Annotated in this window: 22 protein-coding genes; 13 read left to right on the top strand and 9 right to left on the bottom strand. The window is 69.2% G+C overall.

The genetic code is table 11. The features are described 5' to 3' along the window. Window positions 1-7: 7 nt before the first annotated feature. Window positions 8-1,201, bottom strand: a complete 1,194-nt coding sequence (gene glgA, locus ACI2K6_RS03325) for a glycogen synthase (RefSeq protein ID WP_404568079.1) — start codon at window positions 1,199-1,201, stop codon at window positions 8-10. A 47-nt stretch (window positions 1,202-1,248) separates the two neighbouring features. Between glgA and glgC the strand changes: the two genes are divergently transcribed. From glgC to ACI2K6_RS03340, 3 genes are read left to right on the top strand one after another with little or no spacing between them, the layout of a single operon-like run. Next, a complete protein-coding gene (glgC, locus tag ACI2K6_RS03330) occupies window positions 1,249-2,493 on the top strand; it encodes a glucose-1-phosphate adenylyltransferase (protein WP_112614076.1) in 1,245 nt (414 codons plus the stop codon). A 26-nt stretch (window positions 2,494-2,519) separates the two neighbouring features. Beyond that, window positions 2,520-3,155 carry a phosphoserine phosphatase SerB gene (gene serB, locus ACI2K6_RS03335; protein WP_404568080.1) on the top strand — a complete coding sequence of 212 codons (636 nt, stop codon included), beginning with the start codon at window positions 2,520-2,522 and terminating at the stop codon, window positions 3,153-3,155. A gap of 43 nt (window positions 3,156-3,198) precedes the next feature. Continuing rightward, entirely contained in the window at window positions 3,199-3,888 is a 690-nt protein-coding gene (locus tag ACI2K6_RS03340) for an alpha/beta fold hydrolase (protein ID WP_274177666.1), read from the top strand. 14 nt (window positions 3,889-3,902) lie between these two features. Here the strand turns inward: ACI2K6_RS03340 and fabG are convergent, their stop codons facing one another. Then, on the bottom strand, window positions 3,903-4,613 hold the full coding sequence (gene fabG, locus ACI2K6_RS03345; RefSeq protein WP_404568081.1) for a 3-oxoacyl-ACP reductase FabG: 711 nt from the start codon (window positions 4,611-4,613) through the stop codon (window positions 3,903-3,905). 103 nt (window positions 4,614-4,716) lie between these two features. Here fabG and ACI2K6_RS03350 point away from each other — a divergent pair, with 103 nt between their 5' ends. Genes ACI2K6_RS03350 through ACI2K6_RS03365 form a run of 4 tightly spaced genes read left to right on the top strand, consistent with a single transcriptional unit; the run spans window position 4,717 to window position 6,694 of the window. Further along, a complete protein-coding gene (locus ACI2K6_RS03350; protein WP_240309659.1) occupies window positions 4,717-5,166 on the top strand; it encodes a DUF4190 domain-containing protein in 450 nt (149 codons plus the stop codon). Window positions 5,167-5,208: 42 nt separating this feature from the next. Further along, the gene (locus ACI2K6_RS03355; protein WP_114587870.1) at window positions 5,209-5,559 is read left to right on the top strand and encodes a DUF3099 domain-containing protein; all 351 of its coding nucleotides are present in this window, start codon (window positions 5,209-5,211) and stop codon (window positions 5,557-5,559) included. Beyond that, complete coding sequence (locus ACI2K6_RS03360; protein WP_112614068.1) at window positions 5,556-5,771, top strand: hypothetical protein; 216 nt, start codon at window positions 5,556-5,558, stop codon at window positions 5,769-5,771. Before ACI2K6_RS03355 ends, ACI2K6_RS03360 begins: the two co-directional genes overlap by 4 nt. Further along, window positions 5,768-6,694, top strand: a complete 927-nt coding sequence (locus ACI2K6_RS03365) for an SURF1 family protein (protein ID WP_274177665.1) — start codon at window positions 5,768-5,770, stop codon at window positions 6,692-6,694. Before ACI2K6_RS03360 ends, ACI2K6_RS03365 begins: the two co-directional genes overlap by 4 nt. A 53-nt stretch (window positions 6,695-6,747) precedes the next feature. On the opposite strand, the gene abc-f is transcribed toward ACI2K6_RS03365, so the two are convergent. Next, complete coding sequence (abc-f, locus tag ACI2K6_RS03370; protein WP_112614064.1) at window positions 6,748-8,346, bottom strand: ribosomal protection-like ABC-F family protein; 1,599 nt, start codon at window positions 8,344-8,346, stop codon at window positions 6,748-6,750. Between the two features lie 184 nt (window positions 8,347-8,530). On the opposite strand from abc-f, the gene ACI2K6_RS03375 reads away from it, so the two are divergent. From ACI2K6_RS03375 to ACI2K6_RS03395, 5 genes are read left to right on the top strand one after another with little or no spacing between them, the layout of a single operon-like run. Next, window positions 8,531-9,571: an iron-siderophore ABC transporter substrate-binding protein gene (locus ACI2K6_RS03375; RefSeq protein ID WP_404568082.1), complete on the top strand. Its 1,041-nt coding sequence runs from the start codon at window positions 8,531-8,533 to the stop codon at window positions 9,569-9,571. Window positions 9,572-9,596: 25 nt separating this feature from the next. Continuing rightward, on the top strand, window positions 9,597-10,649 hold the full coding sequence (locus tag ACI2K6_RS03380; RefSeq protein WP_274177664.1) for an iron ABC transporter permease: 1,053 nt from the start codon (window positions 9,597-9,599) through the stop codon (window positions 10,647-10,649). Then, window positions 10,646-11,692, top strand: a complete 1,047-nt coding sequence (locus tag ACI2K6_RS03385; protein ID WP_269266565.1) for an iron chelate uptake ABC transporter family permease subunit — start codon at window positions 10,646-10,648, stop codon at window positions 11,690-11,692. The genes ACI2K6_RS03380 and ACI2K6_RS03385 overlap by 4 nt, the downstream gene beginning before the upstream one ends. Next, entirely contained in the window at window positions 11,689-12,510 is an 822-nt protein-coding gene (locus tag ACI2K6_RS03390; RefSeq protein ID WP_274177663.1) for an ABC transporter ATP-binding protein, read from the top strand. The genes ACI2K6_RS03385 and ACI2K6_RS03390 overlap by 4 nt, the downstream gene beginning before the upstream one ends. Then, the gene (locus ACI2K6_RS03395) at window positions 12,507-13,412 is read left to right on the top strand and encodes a siderophore-interacting protein (protein WP_274177662.1); all 906 of its coding nucleotides are present in this window, start codon (window positions 12,507-12,509) and stop codon (window positions 13,410-13,412) included. Before ACI2K6_RS03390 ends, ACI2K6_RS03395 begins: the two co-directional genes overlap by 4 nt. A 24-nt stretch (window positions 13,413-13,436) precedes the next feature. On the opposite strand, the gene ACI2K6_RS03400 is transcribed toward ACI2K6_RS03395, so the two are convergent. The 6 genes from ACI2K6_RS03400 to sufB form a co-directional block, all read right to left on the bottom strand. Continuing rightward, a complete protein-coding gene (locus ACI2K6_RS03400) occupies window positions 13,437-14,615 on the bottom strand; it encodes a MalY/PatB family protein (RefSeq protein ID WP_274177661.1) in 1,179 nt (392 codons plus the stop codon). Window positions 14,616-14,724: 109 nt separating this feature from the next. Next, window positions 14,725-15,054 (bottom strand): metal-sulfur cluster assembly factor, encoded by a 330-nt coding sequence (locus ACI2K6_RS03405; RefSeq protein ID WP_023951434.1) that lies wholly within the window; start codon window positions 15,052-15,054, stop codon window positions 14,725-14,727. A gap of 9 nt (window positions 15,055-15,063) precedes the next feature. After that, on the bottom strand, window positions 15,064-15,834 hold the full coding sequence (gene sufC / locus ACI2K6_RS03410; RefSeq protein WP_112614050.1) for a Fe-S cluster assembly ATPase SufC: 771 nt from the start codon (window positions 15,832-15,834) through the stop codon (window positions 15,064-15,066). Window positions 15,835-15,849: 15 nt separating this feature from the next. Continuing rightward, window positions 15,850-16,179, bottom strand: a complete 330-nt coding sequence (locus ACI2K6_RS03415) for a non-heme iron oxygenase ferredoxin subunit (RefSeq protein WP_112614048.1) — start codon at window positions 16,177-16,179, stop codon at window positions 15,850-15,852. Further along, on the bottom strand, window positions 16,176-17,360 hold the full coding sequence (gene sufD / locus ACI2K6_RS03420; RefSeq protein ID WP_274177660.1) for a Fe-S cluster assembly protein SufD: 1,185 nt from the start codon (window positions 17,358-17,360) through the stop codon (window positions 16,176-16,178). Before sufD ends, ACI2K6_RS03415 begins: the two co-directional genes overlap by 4 nt. 1 nt (window position 17,361) lies before the next feature. Next, entirely contained in the window at window positions 17,362-18,780 is a 1,419-nt protein-coding gene (gene sufB / locus ACI2K6_RS03425) for a Fe-S cluster assembly protein SufB (RefSeq protein ID WP_023951442.1), read from the bottom strand. Window positions 18,781-19,025: 245 nt separating this feature from the next. Here sufB and ACI2K6_RS03430 point away from each other — a divergent pair, with 245 nt between their 5' ends. Then, the gene (locus ACI2K6_RS03430) at window positions 19,026-19,994 is read left to right on the top strand and encodes a heme A synthase (protein ID WP_404568083.1); all 969 of its coding nucleotides are present in this window, start codon (window positions 19,026-19,028) and stop codon (window positions 19,992-19,994) included. The last annotated feature ends 40 nt before the right edge of the window (window positions 19,995-20,034 follow it).

Genomic DNA, 20,034 nt, shown 5'->3' on the forward strand with positions numbered 1-20,034 from the left:
GTTCAGCCTAGCGGCCGAGCCCCGCCACTCTCGCGTACAACGCGGCGGTCTCGTCCGCGATCGCGGCCCAGCTGAACGAGTCGGCGGCACGCTCGCGGCCCGCGGCGCCGTAGCGTCGCGCCGTCTCGGGATCCGAGACGACCTCGGTCAAGGTGGCGGCCAGATCGGCGACGAACCTGTCGGGATCGAGCGGCGTCCCGGTGCCGTCGTCCGACTGCTCGATGGGAACGAGGCGCCCGGTCACGCCGTCGACGACGACCTCCGGGATGCCGCCGGTCGCGGTACCGACGACGGCGGCGCCGCACGCCATCGCCTCGAGGTTGACGATGCCGAGCGGCTCGTAGACCGACGGACAGACGAACGTCGTCGCGGCGCTGAGGATCGCGCAGAGCTCGTCGCGCTGAAGGAACTCCTCGATCCAGACGACACCCGAGCGCTCGGCCTGCAGCTCGCGCACGAGCCCCTGCACCTCGGCCATGATCTCGGCCGTGTCGGGCGCGCCCGCGCAGAGGACGACCTGGACGTCGGCGGGCAGGAGACGAGCCGCGCGCAGGAAGTAGGGCAGCCCCTTCTGCCGCGTGATGCGGCCGACGAAGACCACCGAGGGGCGTGCGGGATCGATGCCGTGGCGCTCGAGGACCGCGGGATCGTGGACGGGGCGCCACGACTCGACGTCGATGCCGTTGTAGATCACCGAGACCTTCTCGGGATCGAGATCCGGATAGCTGCGCAGGATGTCGCGGCGCATGCCGTCGCTCACGGCGATGATCGCGGCCGCGTTCTCGTATGCCGTCTTCTCGATGTAGCTCGACACGGCGTAGCCGCCGCCGAGCTGCTCGGCCTTCCAGGGACGCAGCGGCTCGAGCGAGTGCGCTGTGACGACGTGCGGGATGCCGTGCAGGAGCGAGGCGAGATGACCCGCGAAGTTGGCGTACCAGGTGTGGCTGTGCACGACGTCCGCGCCGGCGACATCCCCCACGATCTCGAGGTCGGTGCCGAGCGTCTGCAGCGCGCCGTTCGCGTCGAGGAGTCCGACCGGTGTGGCATAGGACGTGGTGTCGGGCTCCTCCCGGTCGGCCCCGAAGGCGCGCACCTGCACCTCCATCGACGCGCGCAGGGCGCGGACGAGCTCGGTGACGTGCACCCCCGCTCCCCCATAGATCGCGGGAGGATACTCCTTCGAGACGATGTCTACACGCATGTCTCGAACGCTAGTACAGGAGCGTTCGGCGGGCCTAGTGTGGTGCCATGCCAGCAGCGCCCAAGGTCTTCGGAATCGTTCTCGCCGGCGGCGAGGGAAAGCGCCTGATGCCGTTGACGGCAGACCGCGCCAAGCCCGCCGTCCCGTTCGGCGGCCAGTACCGCCTGATCGATTTCGCGATCTCCAACCTGATCAACTCGGGCCTGCGCCAGGTCGTCGTGCTGACCCAGTACAAGTCGCACAGCCTCGACCGCCACGTGTCGCAGACGTGGCGCATGTCGGCCCTGCTGGACTCCTATGTGGCTTCCGTTCCCGCACAGCAGCGTCTGGGAAAGCGGTGGTTCTCCGGCTCGGCCGACGCGATCCTCCAGTCCCTGAACCTCATCAACGATGAGAAGCCCGACATCGTCGTCGTGATCGGCGCCGACCACGTGTACCGCATGGACTTCCGTCAGATGCTCGACGCGCACATCGCCTCCGGCGCCCGCGCGACAGTCGCCGGCATCCGCCAGCCCATCGGGCTCGCCAACCAGTTCGGGGTCATCGACGTCGACCCCGCTGACGAGACCCGCATCCGGGAGTTCCTCGAGAAGCCGCAGAGCCCCGCCGGGCTGCCCGACTCGCCGCACGAGGTGCTGGCCTCGATGGGCAACTACATCTTCGACACCGACGCCCTCATCGAGGCGGTCGAGGCCGACGGCGAGCTGCCGACGTCGAACCACGACATGGGCGGCGACATCATCCCCTACTTCGTGAACCGAGGCGAGGCGGCCGTCTACGACTTCAAGCGGAACGACGTGCCCGGCTCGACCCCGCGGGATCGCAACTACTGGCGCGACGTCGGCACCATCGAGTCGTTCTTCGACGCCCACATGGACCTCATCTCGACGCTGCCGATCTTCAACCTGTACAACACCGACTGGCAGATCCACTCCCAAGCCGTCAACTCGCCGCCGGCGAAGTTCGTCCGCGACAGCGTGGGACGCATGGGCAATGCGATCGACTCGATCGTCTCGCTCGGCTCCGTGCTGTCGGGGACCCATCTCGAGCGCAGCGTCGTCGGCCCGTGGACACTCTCCGGGGGCGGCGCGACCATAACCGACTCGGTGCTGTTCGACTACGTCAGCGTCGGCGCGGGGGCGCGTGTGCACCGGGCGATCCTCGACAAGAACGTCGTGCTCGAAGACGGTGCCACGGTGGGCGTCGACCGTGAGCGCGATCTCGCCCGCGGTTTCACGGTGACCGACACCGGCATCACCGTCGTCGGCAAGAACGCGCGCGTCGAGCGCTGACGCGCGTTCCCGCTAGCGTGGTGGTCATGCCCCACGCGCGTTTCCTCGTCGTCTTCGATGCCGACTCGACCCTCCTGCGCAACGAGGTCATCGAGCTCATCGCCGACGAAGCAGGACGCGGCGCGGAGGTCGCCGCCGCGACGGAGGCGGCGATGCGCGGGGAGGTCGACTTCGGGTCGAGCCTGCGCTCACGCGTCGCACAGCTCGCGGGAGTGCCGCTCACGGCCTTCGAGCGGGTGCGGTCGCGCGTCGAGCCGACGCCGGGCGCGGCTGAGCTCATCGCCGCCATCCACGAGCGCGGCGGCGCTGCCGCTGTCGTCTCCGGGGGCTTCCACGAGGTGCTCGATCACATCGCTCCCGGGCTGGCGGTCGACCTGTGGCGCGCCAATCGGCTCGGCACCGACGGCGCGACGCTGGACGGCACGGTCGCGGGCACCATCGTCGACGCGGAGGCCAAAGCGGCGTCCTTGCGCGAATGGGCGGACGGCCACGAGGTTCCTCTCACCCGGACGATCGCCATCGGCGACGGGGCGAACGACCTGCGGATGATGGCGGCTGCCGGCCTCGGCGTCGCGTTCAACGCCAAGCCCGCGGTGCGCCGCCAGGCGGACGTCGTGGTCGGCCCGGTCGACCTGCGAGAGGTCATCCCGCTCCTCCCCTGAGACGAGGCTGTCGCGTGTCCGGGCCGAGCGCTACGGTCGGGTCATGCACGTGATCGTCATCCCGGGCCTCTGGCTCGACGCCTCGTCCTGGGACGATGTCGTCCCCGCCCTCCACGATGCCGGACACCACCCGCACGCCCTCACGATGCCCGGTGTCGGTGACACCGCCGGAGCGCCCTCGACGACGCTCCGCGACTGGGTCGACGCGGTGGTCGCCCGTATCGACGACCTCCCCGGCCAGCTCGCTCTCGTGGGGCACAGCGGTGGCGGGAACGTCGCGTGGGCGGCCGCTGACCGGCGCCCCGATCGCATCGCGCGGGTCGTCCTCGTCGACACTCTTCCGCCCGCGCCCGGCGCCGAGATCTCGGCGTTCCCGGTCGTCGACGGCGTCGTGCCGTTCCCCGGTTGGGAGTTCTTCGACGAACCGGATGTCGCCGACCTCGACGACGGCACGCGTGCCCGGTGGGCGGCTCGCACGCACCCGGTTCCGGCCGCGGTGCCGACCGACGCCGTCGAGCTGCGCGACGCCCGCCGACACGGCATCCCGGTGACTGTCCTGTCGGGCTCGGCCGACGAACCGGGAGTCCGCGAGATGCTGACGGCGTGGCCGCCGTTCCTCGAGGAGTTCGACGCTCTCGACGACGTCACGGTCGTCGAGCTCGGTTCAGGTCACTGGCCGCAGTTCTCGCAGCCCGACCGCCTCGGGCGCGAGATCGTCGCCGCGCTCATGTGACGCTCGACGGCGCGTCAGTGTCCCATTCCGAGGCCGCCGTCGACCGGGATGACAGCGCCGGAGATGTACGCCGCGTCATCCGAGGCGAGCCAGGCCACAGCCCCGGCCACGTCGGCAGACGAGCCGTAACGACCCGCCGGAATGCTGCGCTTGTACTCGGCCTGTGTTTCCTCGGGAAGAGCCGCCGTCATGTCGGTCTCGATGAACCCCGGCGCGACGACGTTCGCGGTGATGCCGCGCGCGCCGAGCTCTCGGGTGAGCGAACGGGCGAAGCCGACGAGCGCGGCCTTCGACGAGGAGTAGTTGATCTGCCCCGCCGAACCGAACAGCCCGACGACGCTCGAGATGAGGATGACGCGGCCCCACTTCGCCCGCAGCATGCCCTTCGAGGCGCGCTTGACGACACGGAAGGCGCCACCGAGGTTCGTCGCGACGACGGAGTCGAAGTCGTCCTCCGTCATACGCAGCAGAAGCGTGTCCTTCGTGATCCCGGCGTTCGCGACCACGACCTCCACGGGACCGAGTTCACTCTCCACCTGGGTGAACGCTGCGTCGATGGATGCCGCATCCGTCACGTCGGCACGAACCGTCAGCGCACCCTCGGGGCCTTCGCCCGACCGTGCCGTCACAGCGACGCGGTGACCGTCGGCGATGAAACGCTCCGCGATCGCGCGGCCGATGCCGCGGTTTCCTCCGGTGACGAGAACGACTCGGGACGTGGACATGCGACTCTCCTGTGTCTGCGGCGGGAACCCCGCAAGCCTAGCGGGAGCGTGCGCGAGGCTGACGACCGATAAGCTGGCGGCCCGACGTCGACGAGGAGCAGATGTGAGCGACCAGCCCCAGCCGCAGCAGCCGTACCCCGCGCCCGGACAGCCCGCCTCCGGCGCGCCGGTCCCGCCCCCGGCGCCGCCGTACGCCACCCCGCCCCAGCAGCAGGCGTACCAGCCGGCGGGGTATCCGCCCCCGGCGTACGGCCACGGCGGTTACCAGCCGCAGAAGACGAACACGCTCGCGATCGTGTCGATGATCGCCTCGATCGTGGGCTTCATCTGGCTGCTCCCGGTCATCGGGTCGGTCGCCGGTGTGATCATGGGCCACATCTCGCTGTCGCAGATCAAGCGGACCAACGAGAACGGGCGAGGAATGGCGTTGGCCGGCCTCATCGTCGGCTATGCGGGCCTCGCTCTCGCGATCGTCGGCATCATCATCGTCGCGTCGTTCATCGGCTGGGCCATCGAGCAGGACAGCTACACCAGTTACTCGTCGAGCTTCTGAGCCCGGCCGCACCACTCACCGCGGGCGTATCCTTGATGCACCGTGAAGCATCAGACCGCCACACCGTCGGCGACCTCGCTCCCGCGAGCCCCGCACGACGACTCGAACCGTCGCATGACGAAGTACTTCATCATGATGGCGGTGCGCGTGGTGTGCTTCGTCCTCATGGTCGTCATCGCCCCCTACGGCTGGCACACGGCCGCCCTCGCGGTCGGTGCGATCTTCCTCCCCTACTTCGCGGTGGTCATCGCGAACGTCGGCGACGACGTGCGCGAACCCGCGGCCGTCTCACCCCTCGCGGCGCTGCCCGAGCGCCCGGAGGAGTCGCCGAGCAAGCCGCAGGAACCCGCGAAGCCGACCGTGATCGAGATCCGGGAGTCGCGGCCGGAGTGAACGACATCGAGTGCTCCCGCGCCGGATGCCGCGCGTCGGCACGGTGGCGGGTCATCTGGCGCAATCCCCGCATCCATACCGCCGACCGGCGGAAGATCTGGGTGGCCTGCGACGACCACGTCGCATACCTGAGAGAGTTCGTCGCCGCACGCGACTTCCCCGTGAGCGTGGAGCGTCTCGTCGTCGACAACAGCGAAGCAGGTGGGTCGTGAGAGGCAAGACCGCTGTGCGCTGGACGGGCTATGTCGCCGTCGCCGTGGCTTTCGCGATCGCCTGCGCCTACCTGTCGAACTGGCAGTTCACGCGCAACGAAGAGCGCAGCGCTCAGCTCGAGCTCGTCGAGCGGAACTACGACGCCGACCCCGCGCCGCTGTCCGACATCCTGCCGTCAGGCGCGGAGCTCGACCCGGCGGACGAGTGGCACCCCGTGGAGCTGATCGGCCAGTACCGCGCCGACGATCAGGTGCTCGTTCGCAACCGCCCGCACGGGGGCACATCGGCCTTCGAGGTCCTCGTGCCGTTCGAGACGACGGACGGTCGCATCTTCGTCGTCGATCGCGGCTGGGTTCCACCGGCGTCCGACAGCCCCGTGCCGGCCGCGATAGCCGCACCGCCCTCGGGCACGGTGACGGTGGTGGCCCGGCTGAAGCCCGCCGAAGCCGCCCCCACCTCGGGGCGCTCGGCGCCCGACGGCCAGGTCCCGACGATCAACGTCGACCTCGTCGCCGGAGAAGCGGGCCTCGCCGGCGATGTCGTGACGTCGGCGTACGGGCTCCTCGTCTCCGAGGACCCCGCCCCCGCCGACAGCCTCGGAGCCATGCCGAGCCCGTCCGAGGATCCGGGACCGCACCTGTCGTATGCGATCCAGTGGATCCTGTTCGCGATCATGGGCTTCGTCTTCATCTGGTACATGATCCGCACCGAGCGCCGTCACCGGCGTGAAGACGAAGAGGATGCCGCAGCCGCCGCCGCGCTCACCGCCCCGGTCTCCGAGGAATCACCGGCGCCTGCCGGCACGGCATCCGGTCCGCACGAGTCGTCGGTCGTCCCGCCCAGCCTGCGTCGCCGTCGCGACACCAAGCGCGACCGCGACATGGAGGACGAGGACGCGATCCTCGACTCGTCGCGCAGCTGATCGCGCGGCCCGGTCGGCTCAGGCCCGGCCAGGCCAGGTCAGGTCAGGTCAGGTCAGGCCAGGGTGATGAGCTCGAGGTAGTCGCGTCCCCAGATGTCCTCGACGCCGTCGGGCAGGATCAGCACTCGCTCGGGGTTGAGGGCCTCCACCGCGCCCTCGTCATGCGACACCAGCACGACAGCGCCCTCGTAGTGCGCGAGCGCTCCGAGGATCTCGTCGCGTGAGGCGGGGTCGAGGTTGTTCGTCGGCTCGTCGAGCAACAGCATGTTCGCCGACGAGACGACGAGGGTCGCGAGCGAGAGCCGTGTCTTCTCTCCGCCGGAGAGCACACCCGCGGGCTTGAGCACGTCGTCTCCGGTGAACAGGAACGACCCGAGCACCTTGCGCGCCTCGGTCTCGGTGATGTCCGGCGCCGCGGACATCATGTTCTGCAGCACGGACCGCGCCACATCGAGGTTCTCGTGCTCCTGCGCGTAGTAGCCGATACGAAGCCCATGCCCCGGCTCCAGCACTCCGGTATCGGGCTGATCGACGCCCGCGAGGATGCGCAGCAGCGTCGTCTTGCCGGCACCGTTCAGCCCCAGCACGACCACCTTCGAGCCGCGGTCGATCGCGAGATCGACGTCGGTGAAGATCTCGAGCGACCCGTAGGACTTGGACAGCCCTGACGCCATCAGCGGCGTCTTGCCGCACGGGGCGGGCTTGGGGAAGCGCAGCTTCGCGACGCGGTCCTCCTGGCGCACCTCGTCGAGACCGGAGAGCAGCTTCTCAGCGCGTGCCACCATCTGGTGCGCCGCGGCGGCCTTGCTCGCCTTCGCACCGAACCGGGCCGCCTGCTGCTGCAGTGCGGTGGCCTTCTTCTCGGCGTTCGCACGCTCCTTCTTGCGGCGCTCCTCGTCGGCGACCCGCTGGCGCAGGTAGTTCTTCCAGTTCATGTTGTAGACGTCGATGACCTGGCGCATGGCGTCGAGGTAGAAGACGCGGTTGACGGTCTCGCCGACCAGCTCCACATCGTGGCTGATGACGATCAGTCCGCCCTTGTATCCCTTGAGGAACTCGCGCAGCCAGACCACGCTGTCTGCGTCGAGGTGGTTCGTGGGCTCGTCGAGGATCATCGTCTGCGCGTCCGAGAACAGGATGCGGGCGAGTTCGATGCGTCGCCGCTGCCCACCGGACAGGGTCTTCAGCGGCTGGTCGAGGATCCGATCCGGCAGCGACAGGTTGTGGGCGATGGATGCCGCTTCGGCCTCGGCTGCATAGCCGCCGAGCGCCTCGAAACGCTCCATGAGGTTGCCGTAACGGCGCATGGCTTTTCCCGCCACGGCTTCGTCTTCGGAACCCATCTCGAGCGACGCGCTCTGCATCTCCACCGCGATCGTGCCGAGGCCGCGCGCGTCGAGGATGCGCGTGCGTGCGAGCATCTCCGGGTCACCCGATCGGGGGTCCTGCGGGAGGTAGCCGAGCTCGCCCGAACGTTCGACCTTGCCGTCACTCGGCAAGAGGTCACCGGCGAGCACCTTGGTGAGAGTGGTCTTGCCCGCGCCGTTGCGCCCGACGAGTCCGATCTTGTCGCCGTCGGAGACGCGGAAGGACACGTCCGCCATCAGCGTGCGCGCGCCCACGCGGATTTCGAGGTCGTGCACGGCGAGCACAGCGAACGTCCAATCGTCAGGAACAGGGAGGTCGGCCGAACGGCCAGCCTCTCATCCTACTCGGTGTCAGCGCTCCGCTCCGCGGGTCCCCTGACCTTCAGGGCGACTGCAGCGGATTGGCGGGATCGGCATGGCGGACGTAAAGTAAGCCTGCCCTTACTCACCTCTCCTCTTGGAGGCCCCTGTGCCCCGCATCCGCACAGCCGCCGCAGCCCTGATCGCAGCCACGCTGCTCCTCGCCGGCTGCGGTTCGACCGCCGCTCCCGACTCGGCACCCGCCGCCTCCGGTGACGCATCGTCCGACGCCTTCCCCGTCACGATCGACCACGCGTTCGGTCAGACCACGATCGAGAGCAAGCCGACGCGCGTTGCGACCGTCTCATGGGGAAACCAGGAGGCCGCGCTCGCCCTGGGCGTCGTCCCGGTCGGCATGCCCGCCGTCACCTGGGGCGACGATGACGGCGACGGGATCCTCCCCTGGGTGGAGGACAAGCTCGACGAGCTCGGCGGCGAGACTCCCGTGCTCTTCGACGAGGCCGAGGGCATCGACTTCGAAGCCGTCGCGGACACGCAGCCCGACGTCATCCTCGCGGCCTACTCGGGTCTGACGCAGGACGACTACGACACCCTGACCAAGATCGCGCCGGTCGTCGCGTACCCCGACATCGCGTGGGGCACCAGCTGGCAGGAGCTCACCGTCATGAACGGTACGGCGCTCGGCCTCAAGGACGAGGCGGAGGCGCTCGTCGACGAGCTCACGGCGCACCTGGACGAGCTGACGGGCGCCTACCCCGACATCGCCGGCAAGACGACGCTCTTCAGCTCCTTCGACGCGACCGACCTCAGCCAGATCGGCTTCTACTCGACCGCCGACCCGCGGCCCCTCTTCCTCGAAGACCTGGGGCTCACGCCGGCCGCGACCGTTACTGAGCAGTCCCAGGGCACCGACCAGTTCTGGATCACCAACAGCACGGAGGAGATCGAGCGGTTCTCCGACCTCCAGGTGCTCGTGACCTACGGCGACGATTCCACGCTGGCCGCCATGCAGGCCGATCCGCTGCTGTCGCGGATCCCCGCCGTCGCCTCGGGAGCCGTGGTCGTGCTGCCCGCGGCGAACGACCCGCTCGCCGCGGCGGCCAACCCCAGCCCCCTCTCGATCACCGGCCCACTGACGTCGACGTACGTCGACATGATCGGCGCGGCGGCCGCGAAGGCGACCTCGTGACCGCAGTCGATCCTCGTCGGATGCCGTGAGCGTCACGACCGTGACGACGGCCCCCGCCGCCGTGAGCGCGCCCCCGCGGCGCCGCTCCCGGCGGCGGCGGGTCGTCTGGCTCATCGTTCTCGCTCTGCTCGTCCTCGCGGCCGGCATCGTCTCGGTGACCTTCGGAACGCGAGCGGTCAGTTTCGACGACATCGTCGCCGGGCTCAGCGGAAGCATCGAGAGCACCTCCGCGGCCGCGGTCGCCAAGCGCGTTCCGCGCACCGTGCTCGCTCTCGTCGTCGGAGCCGCCCTCGCCGTATCGGGCGCCGTGATGCAGGGAGTCACGCGCAACCCCCTCGCCGACCCGCAGATTCTCGGCATCAACGGCGGTGCGTCGCTCGCGGTCGTCATCGGGCTCGCGTTCTTCGGCGTCACCGGCGCGTTCGGCTACATCTGGCTCGCGATGCTCGGCGCGGCGATCGCGGCGGTCTTCGTCTACACGATCGGCTCGCTGGGCCGGGGCGGCGCGAGCCCCCTCAAGCTCGCCCTCGCCGGAGCCGCCACAGCAGTCGCCTTCAGCTCCCTGATCAGCGCCATCCTCCTCCCCCGCATCGACGTCATGAGTGTCTTCCGGTTCTGGCAGATCGGCGGCGTCGGCGGTGCCACCGTCGAGAAGATCCTGCTCGTGCTCCCCTTCCTCGCCGTCGGCATGGTGATCTGTCTCGCGGCCAGTGCCGCGCTCAACTCCCTCGCGCTCGGCGACGAGCTCGCCGCGGGCCTGGGCGAGCGTGTGCGCACCGTACGTCTGATCGCCGCGCTCGGCGCCGTCATCCTGTGCGGCGCGGCGACCGCCGTCGCCGGCCCCATCGGCTTCGTCGGGCTGATCGTGCCCCACATCTGCCGCCTGCTCGTCGGTCCGGACCATCGGTGGCTCCTGCCCGTCTCAGCTCTCGTCGGCGGGGGCCTTCTGATCGTCGCCGACGTCGTCGGCCGTGTGATCGCCCGGCCTCAGGAAGTCGAGGTCGGGATCGTGACCGCGCTCATCGGCGCTCCTTTCTTCATCGCGATCGTCCGCCGACAGAAGATGCGCGCGCTGTGACCGCCGCCGCTCCCCGCACGACAGTCGACATCGTCGTCTCCGGCCGCGCCCGCCGCGCCTGGCGCCGACGCATCGTCCTCGGCTCCCTGCTGACGGCCGTCGTGGTCATGTACGCGGTCTCGCTCATGGTCGGTCAGACCTTCTACACTCCCGCCGAGGTGTGGGGCGTCATCACCGGCCAGACCGTCCCCGGCGCTTCGTTCACCGTCGGCGAGCTGCGACTGCCCCGAGCCACCGTCGCTCTCCTCACCGGCCTGTGCTTCGGCATGGGCGGCGCGGTGTTCCAGACGATGCTGCGCAATCCGCTCGCCAGCCCCGACATCATCGGCGTCAACGCGGGTGCGAGCGCGGCCGCCGTGGTCGGCATCGTCTTCCTCTCGCTCAGCGAGACCGGCATCTCCCTGCTCGCCACCGTCGCCGCCCTCGTGACGGCGCTGATGATCTACCTGCTCGCTTTCAAGGACGGCGGGGCCGGGGCTCGCTTCATCCTCATCGGAATCGGCGTCGCGGCGATCTTCAACAGCGTCGTGTCCTACGTGCTCTCGCGCGCGGCGGAGTGGGACCTGCAGGCGGCGATGCGGTGGATCACGGGCAACCTCAACGGCGCCTCCTGGGACCAGGCCATCCCCCTGGCCCTCACGATGATCGTGGTCGTCCCGGCCCTGCTCTGGCTGACCCGCGATCTCGAACTCATGCGACTCGGCGACGACACCGCGGCAGCACTCGGCGTTCCCGTCGAACGCCGTCGCGTCCTGCTGATCATCGCCGCGGTTGCGCTCCTCGCCTTCGCGACCGCCGCCGCCGGCCCGATCTCGTTCGTCGCATTCCTCTCCGGCCCGATCGCCGCACGGATGCTCGGGCCCGTCGGCTCCCCCGTCTTGGCCGCCGGACTCTTCGGGTCGCTGCTCGTCCTCGTCGCCGATCTCACGGCGCAGTACCTGCTCGGAATCCGTCTGCCCGTCGGAGTCGTCACCGGGGTGCTGGGCGCCCCCTATCTCATCTTCCTGCTCATCCGCAGCAGCCGCTCAGGAGGCTCACTATGACCGCGGACCGCTCACTCGAAGCACGCGGCGTGCGCCTCGGCTACGGCGACCGCATCATCGTCGACGAGCTCGACCTCGTCGTACCCGGGGGCCGCGTCACCGCGATCGTCGGCGCCAACGCGTGCGGCAAGTCGACGCTGCTGAAGTCGATGGCACGCCTGCTCACCCCCCGCACCGGCAGTGTGCTGCTCGACGGCAAAGACATCCACCGGCTGCCCACGAAACAGGTGGCCCGCGATCTGGGTCTGCTGCCGCAGTCGCCGATCGCGCCGGAAGGCATCTCGGTCTCCGACCTCGTGAGCCGCGGACGAACCCCGCACCACGGGCCCCTGGCGCGGTGGACGCGCACGGACGACGAGGCAGTGGCCCGGGCCCTCGACGCCACCGACACCGCCGCCATCGCCGATCGCTCCGTCGACGAGCTGTCGGGCGGCCAGCGTCAGCGCGTCTGGATAGCGATGGCCCTGGCGCAGCAGACCGATGTGCTCCTGCTCGACGAGCCCACGACGTTCCTCGATGTGAGCCACCAGATCGACGTCCTGGACCTTCTCACCGACCTCAACCGCAGCCGCGGGACGACGATCGTGATGGTCCTGCACGACCTGAACCTCGCGGCGCGGTACGCCGACCACCTCGTCGCCATGGCCGGTGGACGCCTCTACGGTGCCGGAGATCCCACCGAGGTCTTGACGGCCGAGACCGTGCGCGCGGTCTTCGGGCTCGACAGTCGCGTCATCCCCGACCCGCTCACGGGGCGGCCGCTCGTGCTGCCGATCGGCCGTCACCACGTGCCTGCAGAGCTGATTGGAAAACCATGACTCGTCCCGCACTCGACTTCTTCCGCGTATCCGTCGCGGCGATCACCGACCTGACCCCCAGCTTCCGCCGGTTCACCTTCCGCGGCGAAGACCTGGCCGAGTACGGTGATCCGGGCTTCGACCAGCGGGTGAAGATCCTCTTCCCCACAGACACCGCGTCGATCGACACGATGCCCACGGGCCCCGACTGGTACGAGGGGTGGCGCGCCCTCTCCCCCGACGCCCGCCCCGTGATGCGGACGTACACGACGCGCGCCGTCCGCCCCACCGTGCAAGAAGTCGACATCGACATGGTCGCCCACGACGTCCTCGGGCCGGCGTCGGCATGGATCGCGAACGCACGCGTCGGCGACGAAGTGCTCATCCTGGCGCCGACGACCACGCACGTCGGAGTGAGCTACGGGATCGATTTCGTTCCGCCGGCGGATACCGACGCGATCCTGCTCGCCGGCGACGAGACAGCAGCGCCTGCGATCGCGACGATCCTGGAGCAGTTGCCGCTCGACGCTCGCGGCACCGTGGTGCTCGAGGTCCCCACGGTGGCTGATATCGACTACCTCCCCCACCACCCCGGGTTCGAGCGTCGCATCGCCGCGCGCAGTGATGACGGCGAACGTCACGCGCATCTGATCCCGGCGGTGGAAGACACCGCTGCGCGCCTCGCCCCCGCGGGCATCGGCGCCGAAGTGGAGGAGATCGACATCGACGCCGACATCCTGTGGGAGGTGCCGCGTACGGCGAAGGGCGGCGCCGCCCTGAAACGCGCGCCGCTGTACGCCTGGCTCGCGGGAGAGGCATCCGCGATCAAGACGCTGCGACGCCACCTGGTCGGCACCGTCGGGGTCGACCGCCGAGCCGTCGCCTTCATGGGCTACTGGCGTCTCGGGCGCTCCGAGAACTGACGACGCGCGTGCGGCGCCACCGATTCAGCCGCGGGTGAGCACCGTCTGACGCGCGAACGCACCGACACGGCTGACGGCGTCTCGCAGTACGTCGGGCCCACAGCCGAAGTTCAGGCGCACGTGCCCGATGCCCTCCGTACCGAAGAACGGGCCGTGGTGGAGGGCGACACGGGAACCTTCTCGGATCGGGTCGGCTGGATCATCGCCCCAGCCGTACGCCGACACGTCGATCCACGCGAGGAATCCCGCGTCGGGGATGCGAAAGCGCGCCAGCGGAAGGTGCTCGGTCAGCAGCTCGCCCAACAGCCGCCGGTTGACATCGAGGCGCGCGAGCAGGCCGTCGAGCCAGGCATCGGATTCCGGCGAGAAGGCGGCGATCGCTGCGAGCGCGCCGAAGAGACCCGTGCGCCACTCCACCTCCCAGGGCAGTCCCCGAACGACGTCAGCGTTCGTCTCGGATGCCGTCACGAGCACGGCGCATTTCAGCCCAGCGAGGTTGTAGGCCTTCGACGCGCTCGTGACCGCGAAGCCGACGGCGGCGGCTTCCGGCGATGCTGTGAGGAACGGGGTGAAGACGACGTCGGCTGCCGCGAGGGGACCGTGGATCTCGTCGCTGATCACGACGGCGCCGTACCGGTGCGCGAGGGTCGCGAGCGCACGGAGCGATTCCAGCGAGTGCACGGTTCCCGTGGGGTTGTGCGGATTGCAGAGCAGAACGGCCCGCGCGCCCCCGGCGAGGGCTCGCTCGATGCCGTCGAGGTCGAGCTCCCAGGCCGTGCCGGTGTCGACGAGGGGCACCTCTTCGACGATGGCGCCCGCCTCGGCCACCGTGTCGAAGAACGGCGGATACACCGGAGGGTTGACGACGACGCGATCGCCCGGCGAGACCGTGGCGCGCAAGAGCTCGACGACGCCCATCATGACGTCCCCGGTCCAGCGGACCCGGCTCGGGTCGACCGTCCATCCCCATCGCCGCTGGGCGAACCCGACGAACGCCTCCGCGATACCGGGCTGCGGAGGCGTATAACCGGTGTCGCCGATCTCCACCGCGTCGCGCAGAGCCTGCGTGATGGGCTCCGCGAGCGCGAAATCGGTCTCCGCGACGAACATCGGGATGACGTCGTGCGGGTACGATCGCCATTTCGTGCTCGACCGTCGCCGCAGCGTCTCGAGCGGGAGGGCGTCGAGGGGCTGGATGCTCATTCCGCGAGCCTAGTCGCGGGTCCGGGCGCGCCGCCGGCAGGTGTCGCCGCATGACGAAAGCCCCCGTCTCCGCCGTCCGGCGGCCACGGGGGCTTGTCTGCGGAAGTCGTCAAATCGCGAAACCGAGGGCGCGCATCATGTCGCGGCCATCGTCCGTGATGCGCTCGGGGCCCCACGGCGGCATCCACACCCAGTTGATGCGGAAACGGTCCACGACGTTGTCGAGAGCCTGAGCCGTCTGCTCCTCCAGCACGTCCGTCAGCGGGCAGCCCGCCGAGGTCAGCGTCATGTGGATGATGAGAGCGTCGTTCTCGTCGTCCCACGCGAGGTCGTAGATGAGGCCCAGGTCGACGACATTGATCCCCAGCTCGGGATCCATGACGTCCTTGAGAGCCTCGGTGACCTCGTCGTACTTCTCGGGCGCGAGTGTTGCGGTCATGTAACGATCTTACGCGTCGACGGGGGTGTCGGCGTCGAGGAAGCGGTCGTAGCCCTCTTCCTCGAGTCGGTCGGCGAGCTCGGGGCCGCCCTCCTCGACGATACGTCCCTTGACCATGACGTGGACGAACTGCGGCTGGATGTAGCGCAGGATGCGGGTGTAGTGCGTGATCAGCAGCACGCCCAGGTCGGTGTCGGCCTTCGCACGGTTCACACCTTCCGAGACGATCTTGAGCGCGTCGACGTCGAGGCCGGAGTCGGTCTCATCGAGCACCGCGATCTTCGGCTTGAGCAGCTCGAGCTGGAGGATCTCGTGGCGCTTCTTCTCGCCGCCCGAGAACCCTTCGTTGACGTTGCGCTGCGCGAACTTCGGGTCCATGCGCAGGTTGGCCATCGCCTGCTTGACATCCTTGGTCCACGAGCGGATCGCCGGAGCCTCGCCCGCGACGGCCGTCTTGGCCGTGCGGAGGAAGTTGGTGACCGTGATGCCGGGCACCTCGACCGGGTACTGCATCGCGAGGAAGAGGCCCGCGCGGGCGCGCTCGTCGACGGACATCTCGAGGACGTCCTCGCCGTCGAGCGAGATCGAGCCGCCGGTCACGGTGTACTTGGGGTGTCCGGCGATCGCGTAGGCGAGCGTCGACTTTCCGGAGCCGTTGGGCCCCATGATCGCGTGGGTCTCGCCCGTGCGCACCGTGAGGGTGACACCGTTGAGGATCGGGGTGGCCCCCGCCTCGGTCTCGACCGTCACGTGCAGGTCGCGGATCTCGAGAACAGACATGTCGGGTTCCTTACTTCACTTCACATCGCGGGTCACGGCGGGGTCGATGAGGATGTCATCCCCGTCGATCGTGACCTCGTAAACGGGGACCGGCTCGTAGGCCGGAAGATTCAGGGGCTGGCCGGTGCGCAGCGAGAATGCCGAGCCGTGCGCCCAGCACTCCAGCGTGTCGCCCTCCACGAAGCCCTCGGCGAGCGAGATGTCGCCGTGGGTGCAGGTGTCGCCGATCGCGTGCACCTCGCCGTTGGCGTCGAGGACGACGGCCATGGGGACCTTGTCGATGACGACGCGCACCGCCGTGTCCTGCTCCAGCTCGCTGAGCTTCAGGACCTTCTGCGCGGTCACGCGCCGGCTCCGGCTGCGAGCTCGGCCTCGATGGCCCGCAGCAGCTCGTCCGCAAGCTCGTCCACGCCCATCTTCTGGACGATCTCGGCGAGGAATCCGAGCACGACCAGGCGGCGCGCCTCGGCCTCGGGGATGCCGCGCGCCTGCAGGTAGAACAGCTGCTGGTCATCGAACCGGCCGGTCGCGCTCGCGTGACCCGCGCCCTGGATGTCGCCGGTCTCGATCTCGAGGTTCGGGATCGAGTCGGCACGCGCGCCATCGGTGAGGACGAGGTTGCGGTTCGCCTCGTAGGAGTCGGTGCCCACGGCGTCGGGGCCGATCAGCACGTCGCCGATCCAGACGCTGTGAGCACTCTCGCCCTGCAGCGCACCCTTGTACAGGACGTCGCCGACGGTCTGGGGGCCCTTGTGGTGGAGGTACACCTGGCTCTCGAGGTGCTGGCCGGAGTCGGCGAACGACAGACCGTACATCCGCCCCTCGGCCCCGGAACCGGCGAGTTCGAGCGACGGGTTCACGCGGACCACCGCGCCACCGAGGCTCACCACGACGTGGGTGAGCGAGGCGTCCCGGTCGACGCGGGCCTGGTGCGCCGCGGCGTGGACAGCGTCGTCGTCCCAGCGCTGCAGCGACACGACCGTGAGGGCCGAGCCGTCGCGAGCGATGATCTCGACGTTCTGCGCGTGGGCGGCGGTCCCCTCGTGGCGGAGGATGACGGTGCCCCGCGCGTTCGGCATGGCTTCGATCACGACGTGCGCGTGGGCCAGGCCGCCGTTGCCGCGGAGGCTGACCACGACCGGCTCATTCAGCTCGACGCCTGCGGGGATCCGCAGCAGCGGCGCCTCGGCCTCTTGCGACCACGCGATGGCACTCGGCAGGTCCTCGGGACGGAAGACCTCGCCGCGGGGCGCGTCGCCGACGCGGAGCCGGGCCTGCTCGACCTCGGCGGGCGCGCTCACCTCGACCGAGACGACGCCGGTCGGGCCGGCCTCGTCGACCAGCAGCGGGGCCAACCGGTCGACGGGGGTGTGCTTCCAGTTGACCTCGCGGCCCGTCGGGGCGCCGAAATCGGCCGGGTCGTACGACGACGGCCGCTCGGAACGCGTCTGGACGGGCACGAATGCCGCTGCAGGGTCGATGTGGCCCTTCTCGCCGGTGGCGGGGGCCTGGGTGACGCTGGTCATATCAGCCGACGCTGCCTTCCATGCCCATCTCGATGAGCTTGTTGAGTTCGAGGGCGTATTCCATCGGGAGCTCGCGCGCGATCGGCTCGATGAAGCCGCGCACGATCATGGCCATCGCCTCGTCCTCGGGCATACCGCGGCTCATGAGGTAGAACAGCTGCTCCTCGGACACCTTCGACACGGTGGCCTCGTGCCCGAGCTGGACGTCGTCGACGCGGATGTCGATCGCGGGGTACGTGTCGGACCGCGAGATGGTGTCGACGAGCAGGGCGTCGCAGCGCACGGTGTTGGCCGAGTGATGCGCGTTCGCGTCGACCCGGACCTCTCCGCGGTAGCCGGCTCGGCCGCCGCCGCGCGCGATCGACTTCGAGACGATCGACGACTGGGTGTAGGGCGCCATGTGGATCATCTTGGCGCCGGCGTCCTGATGCTGACCGGGACCGGCGAAGGCGACCGACAGGGTCTCGCCCTTCGCGTGCTCGCCCATGAGGTAGATCGACGGGTACTTCATCGTCACCTTGGAGCCGATGTTGCCGTCGACCCACTCCATCGTCGCGCCTTCGTGGGCGACGGCGCGCTTGGTGACGAGGTTGTACACGTTGTTCGACCAGTTCTGGATCGTCGTGTAGCGAACGCGAGCGTTCTTCTTCACGATGATCTCCACGACCGCCGAATGCAGCGAGTCGCTCTTGTAGATCGGCGCGGTGCATCCCTCGATGTAGTGGACGTAGCTGTCCTCATCGGCGATGATCAGCGTCCGCTCGAACTGCCCCATGTTCTCGGTGTTGATCCGGAAGTAGGCCTGCAGCGGGATCTCGACGTGGACGCCCTTGGGGACGTAGACGAACGAGCCGCCCGACCACACGGCGGTGTTCAGGGCAGCGAACTTGTTGTCGCCTGCGGGGATGACGGTGCCGAAGTACTCCTCGAAGAACTCCGGGTGCTCCCGCAGGGCCGTGTCGGTGTCCATGAAGATGACGCCCTGCGCCTCGAGGTCCTCGCGGATCTGGTGGTAGACGACCTCGGACTCGTACTGGGCGGCGACGCCGGCGACGAGACGCTGCCGCTCGGCCTCGGGGATGCCGAGCTTCTCGTACGTCTCGCGGATCTCCTCGGGGAGGTCCTCCCACGACTGCGCCTGCTTCTCGGTCGAGCGCACGAAGTACTTGATGTTGTCGAAGTCGATGTCGCTGAGGTCAGCACCCCACGTGGGCATCGGCTTGCGGCCGAACAGCTGATAGCCCTTCAGACGCGTCTTCAGCATCCACTCCGGCTCGTTCTTGAGGGCCGAGATCCCGCGGACCACGTCCTCGTTGATGCCGCGTTGCGCGACAGCGCCCGCGGCATCCGTGTCGTGCCAGCCGAACTCGTACACCCCCAGGCCTTCGAGTTCCGGTCGGTCGATCAGCACATCCGACATGACTTTCCTCCTCTTCGCACCGCAACGGTCTCATCCGTCCCGGCATTCCCGACTCCGACGGGAGTCACGTGGACGGGGATGCCGATTCGCGGGCCTGATGGACGCGGATGCCGCGCCTAGACTATGAGGGACGACGTGCACACGCGCCGCCATCCCGAACACACCCGATTCTACAGGCAACGCCCCCATCCGCGGGCCTGCCCGGAACGTACGAGGCGCGAATCGAGCGCCCCCGGAGGAGTCCGATGTCACTGGTCCGAACCCGCCCCGGACTCGTCGCGACGATCATGCCGACCGCCATCACGCGATGGACGCGCATCATGGGATGGCTGCTCGTCATCACGAACATCGGCATCGTCGGCACCGGCGGCCTCGTCCGGCTCACCGGATCGGGCATGGGGTGCGAGACCTGGCCGTACTGCACGGAGGGATCGCTCACCCCGACGCCCGAGATGGGCATCCACGGTCTCATCGAGTTCGGCAACCGCACCCTCACCGGCGTGCTCGTCATCGTCGCGCTGCTCGCTTTCCTCTCCGTCATCCGCCTTCGCGCGACGCGACGCGAGCTGCCCGTCCTGAGCTTCCTGGTCGGCCTCGGGATCATCGTGCAGGCCGTCGTGGGCGGCATCACGGTCTGGCTTCACCTCCACCCGAGCATCGTCGGGCTCCACTACCTCATCTCGGCGGCGCTTGTCGGGCTGGCGTCGGCGTTCCTCGTGCGCGTCTATGCGACGCCCGGCCCGCGCGCGCGGATCGTGCCGCGGGCGTACGCCATCACCACGCACGTGACGACGCTCGCGGTGACCGTGACGGTCGTCGTCGGCATCCTCCTCACCGGAGCGGGGCCCCACGCCGGTGACGACGCCGCCGCCCGCAACGGCCTCGACCCGATCTTCTGGCAGCACGTGCACAGCTGGCCCGCATACATCACCCTCGTGCTGACGCTCGTCCTCGTGTCGGGCGCCATCCGGCTCCCCCGCACGACCGGCTTGCAGCGCTGGACGGGCCTCTTGCTCGGCATCGAGCTGCTGCAGATCGCGGTCGGCCTGTGGCAGGCGCGCACGGGCCTGCCGATCGCGCTCGTGAACATCCACATGGTGCTCGCCGTGGCCCTCGTAGCCGCGATGGTCGCCGTCGTGATGTCGCTGAAGGCTCCGCTGTCGAGTGTGGCGCCCGCGACCGAACGAGAGGTCGCGCACACAGAAGCCTCATAGGCTTCGGAAGGGGCACGCAGAGGTCGATCCCCCAGAGTGT

The organism is Microbacterium sp. NPDC006705, from assembly GCF_044903545.1.
Taxonomy (GTDB): Bacteria; Actinomycetota; Actinomycetes; order Actinomycetales; family Microbacteriaceae; genus Microbacterium; species Microbacterium plantarum.

Coding starts and splice junctions, on each gene's coding strand:
- glgA (WP_404568079.1), bottom strand. CDS start 1,201: ATGCGTGTAGACATCGTCTCGAAGGAGTATCCTCCCGCGATCTATGGG.
- glgC (WP_112614076.1), top strand. CDS start 1,249: ATGCCAGCAGCGCCCAAGGTCTTCGGAATCGTTCTCGCCGGCGGCGAG.
- serB (WP_404568080.1), top strand. CDS start 2,520: ATGCCCCACGCGCGTTTCCTCGTCGTCTTCGATGCCGACTCGACCCTC.
- ACI2K6_RS03340 (WP_274177666.1), top strand. CDS start 3,199: ATGCACGTGATCGTCATCCCGGGCCTCTGGCTCGACGCCTCGTCCTGG.
- fabG (WP_404568081.1), bottom strand. CDS start 4,613: ATGTCCACGTCCCGAGTCGTTCTCGTCACCGGAGGAAACCGCGGCATC.
- ACI2K6_RS03390 (WP_274177663.1), top strand. CDS start 11,689: ATGACCGCGGACCGCTCACTCGAAGCACGCGGCGTGCGCCTCGGCTAC.
- ACI2K6_RS03395 (WP_274177662.1), top strand. CDS start 12,507: ATGACTCGTCCCGCACTCGACTTCTTCCGCGTATCCGTCGCGGCGATC.
- ACI2K6_RS03400 (WP_274177661.1), bottom strand. CDS start 14,615: ATGAGCATCCAGCCCCTCGACGCCCTCCCGCTCGAGACGCTGCGGCGA.
- ACI2K6_RS03405 (WP_023951434.1), bottom strand. CDS start 15,054: ATGACCGCAACACTCGCGCCCGAGAAGTACGACGAGGTCACCGAGGCT.
- sufC (WP_112614050.1), bottom strand. CDS start 15,834: ATGTCTGTTCTCGAGATCCGCGACCTGCACGTGACGGTCGAGACCGAG.
- sufD (WP_274177660.1), bottom strand. CDS start 17,360: ATGACCAGCGTCACCCAGGCCCCCGCCACCGGCGAGAAGGGCCACATC.
- sufB (WP_023951442.1), bottom strand. CDS start 18,780: ATGTCGGATGTGCTGATCGACCGACCGGAACTCGAAGGCCTGGGGGTG.
- ACI2K6_RS03430 (WP_404568083.1), top strand. CDS start 19,026: ATGTCACTGGTCCGAACCCGCCCCGGACTCGTCGCGACGATCATGCCG.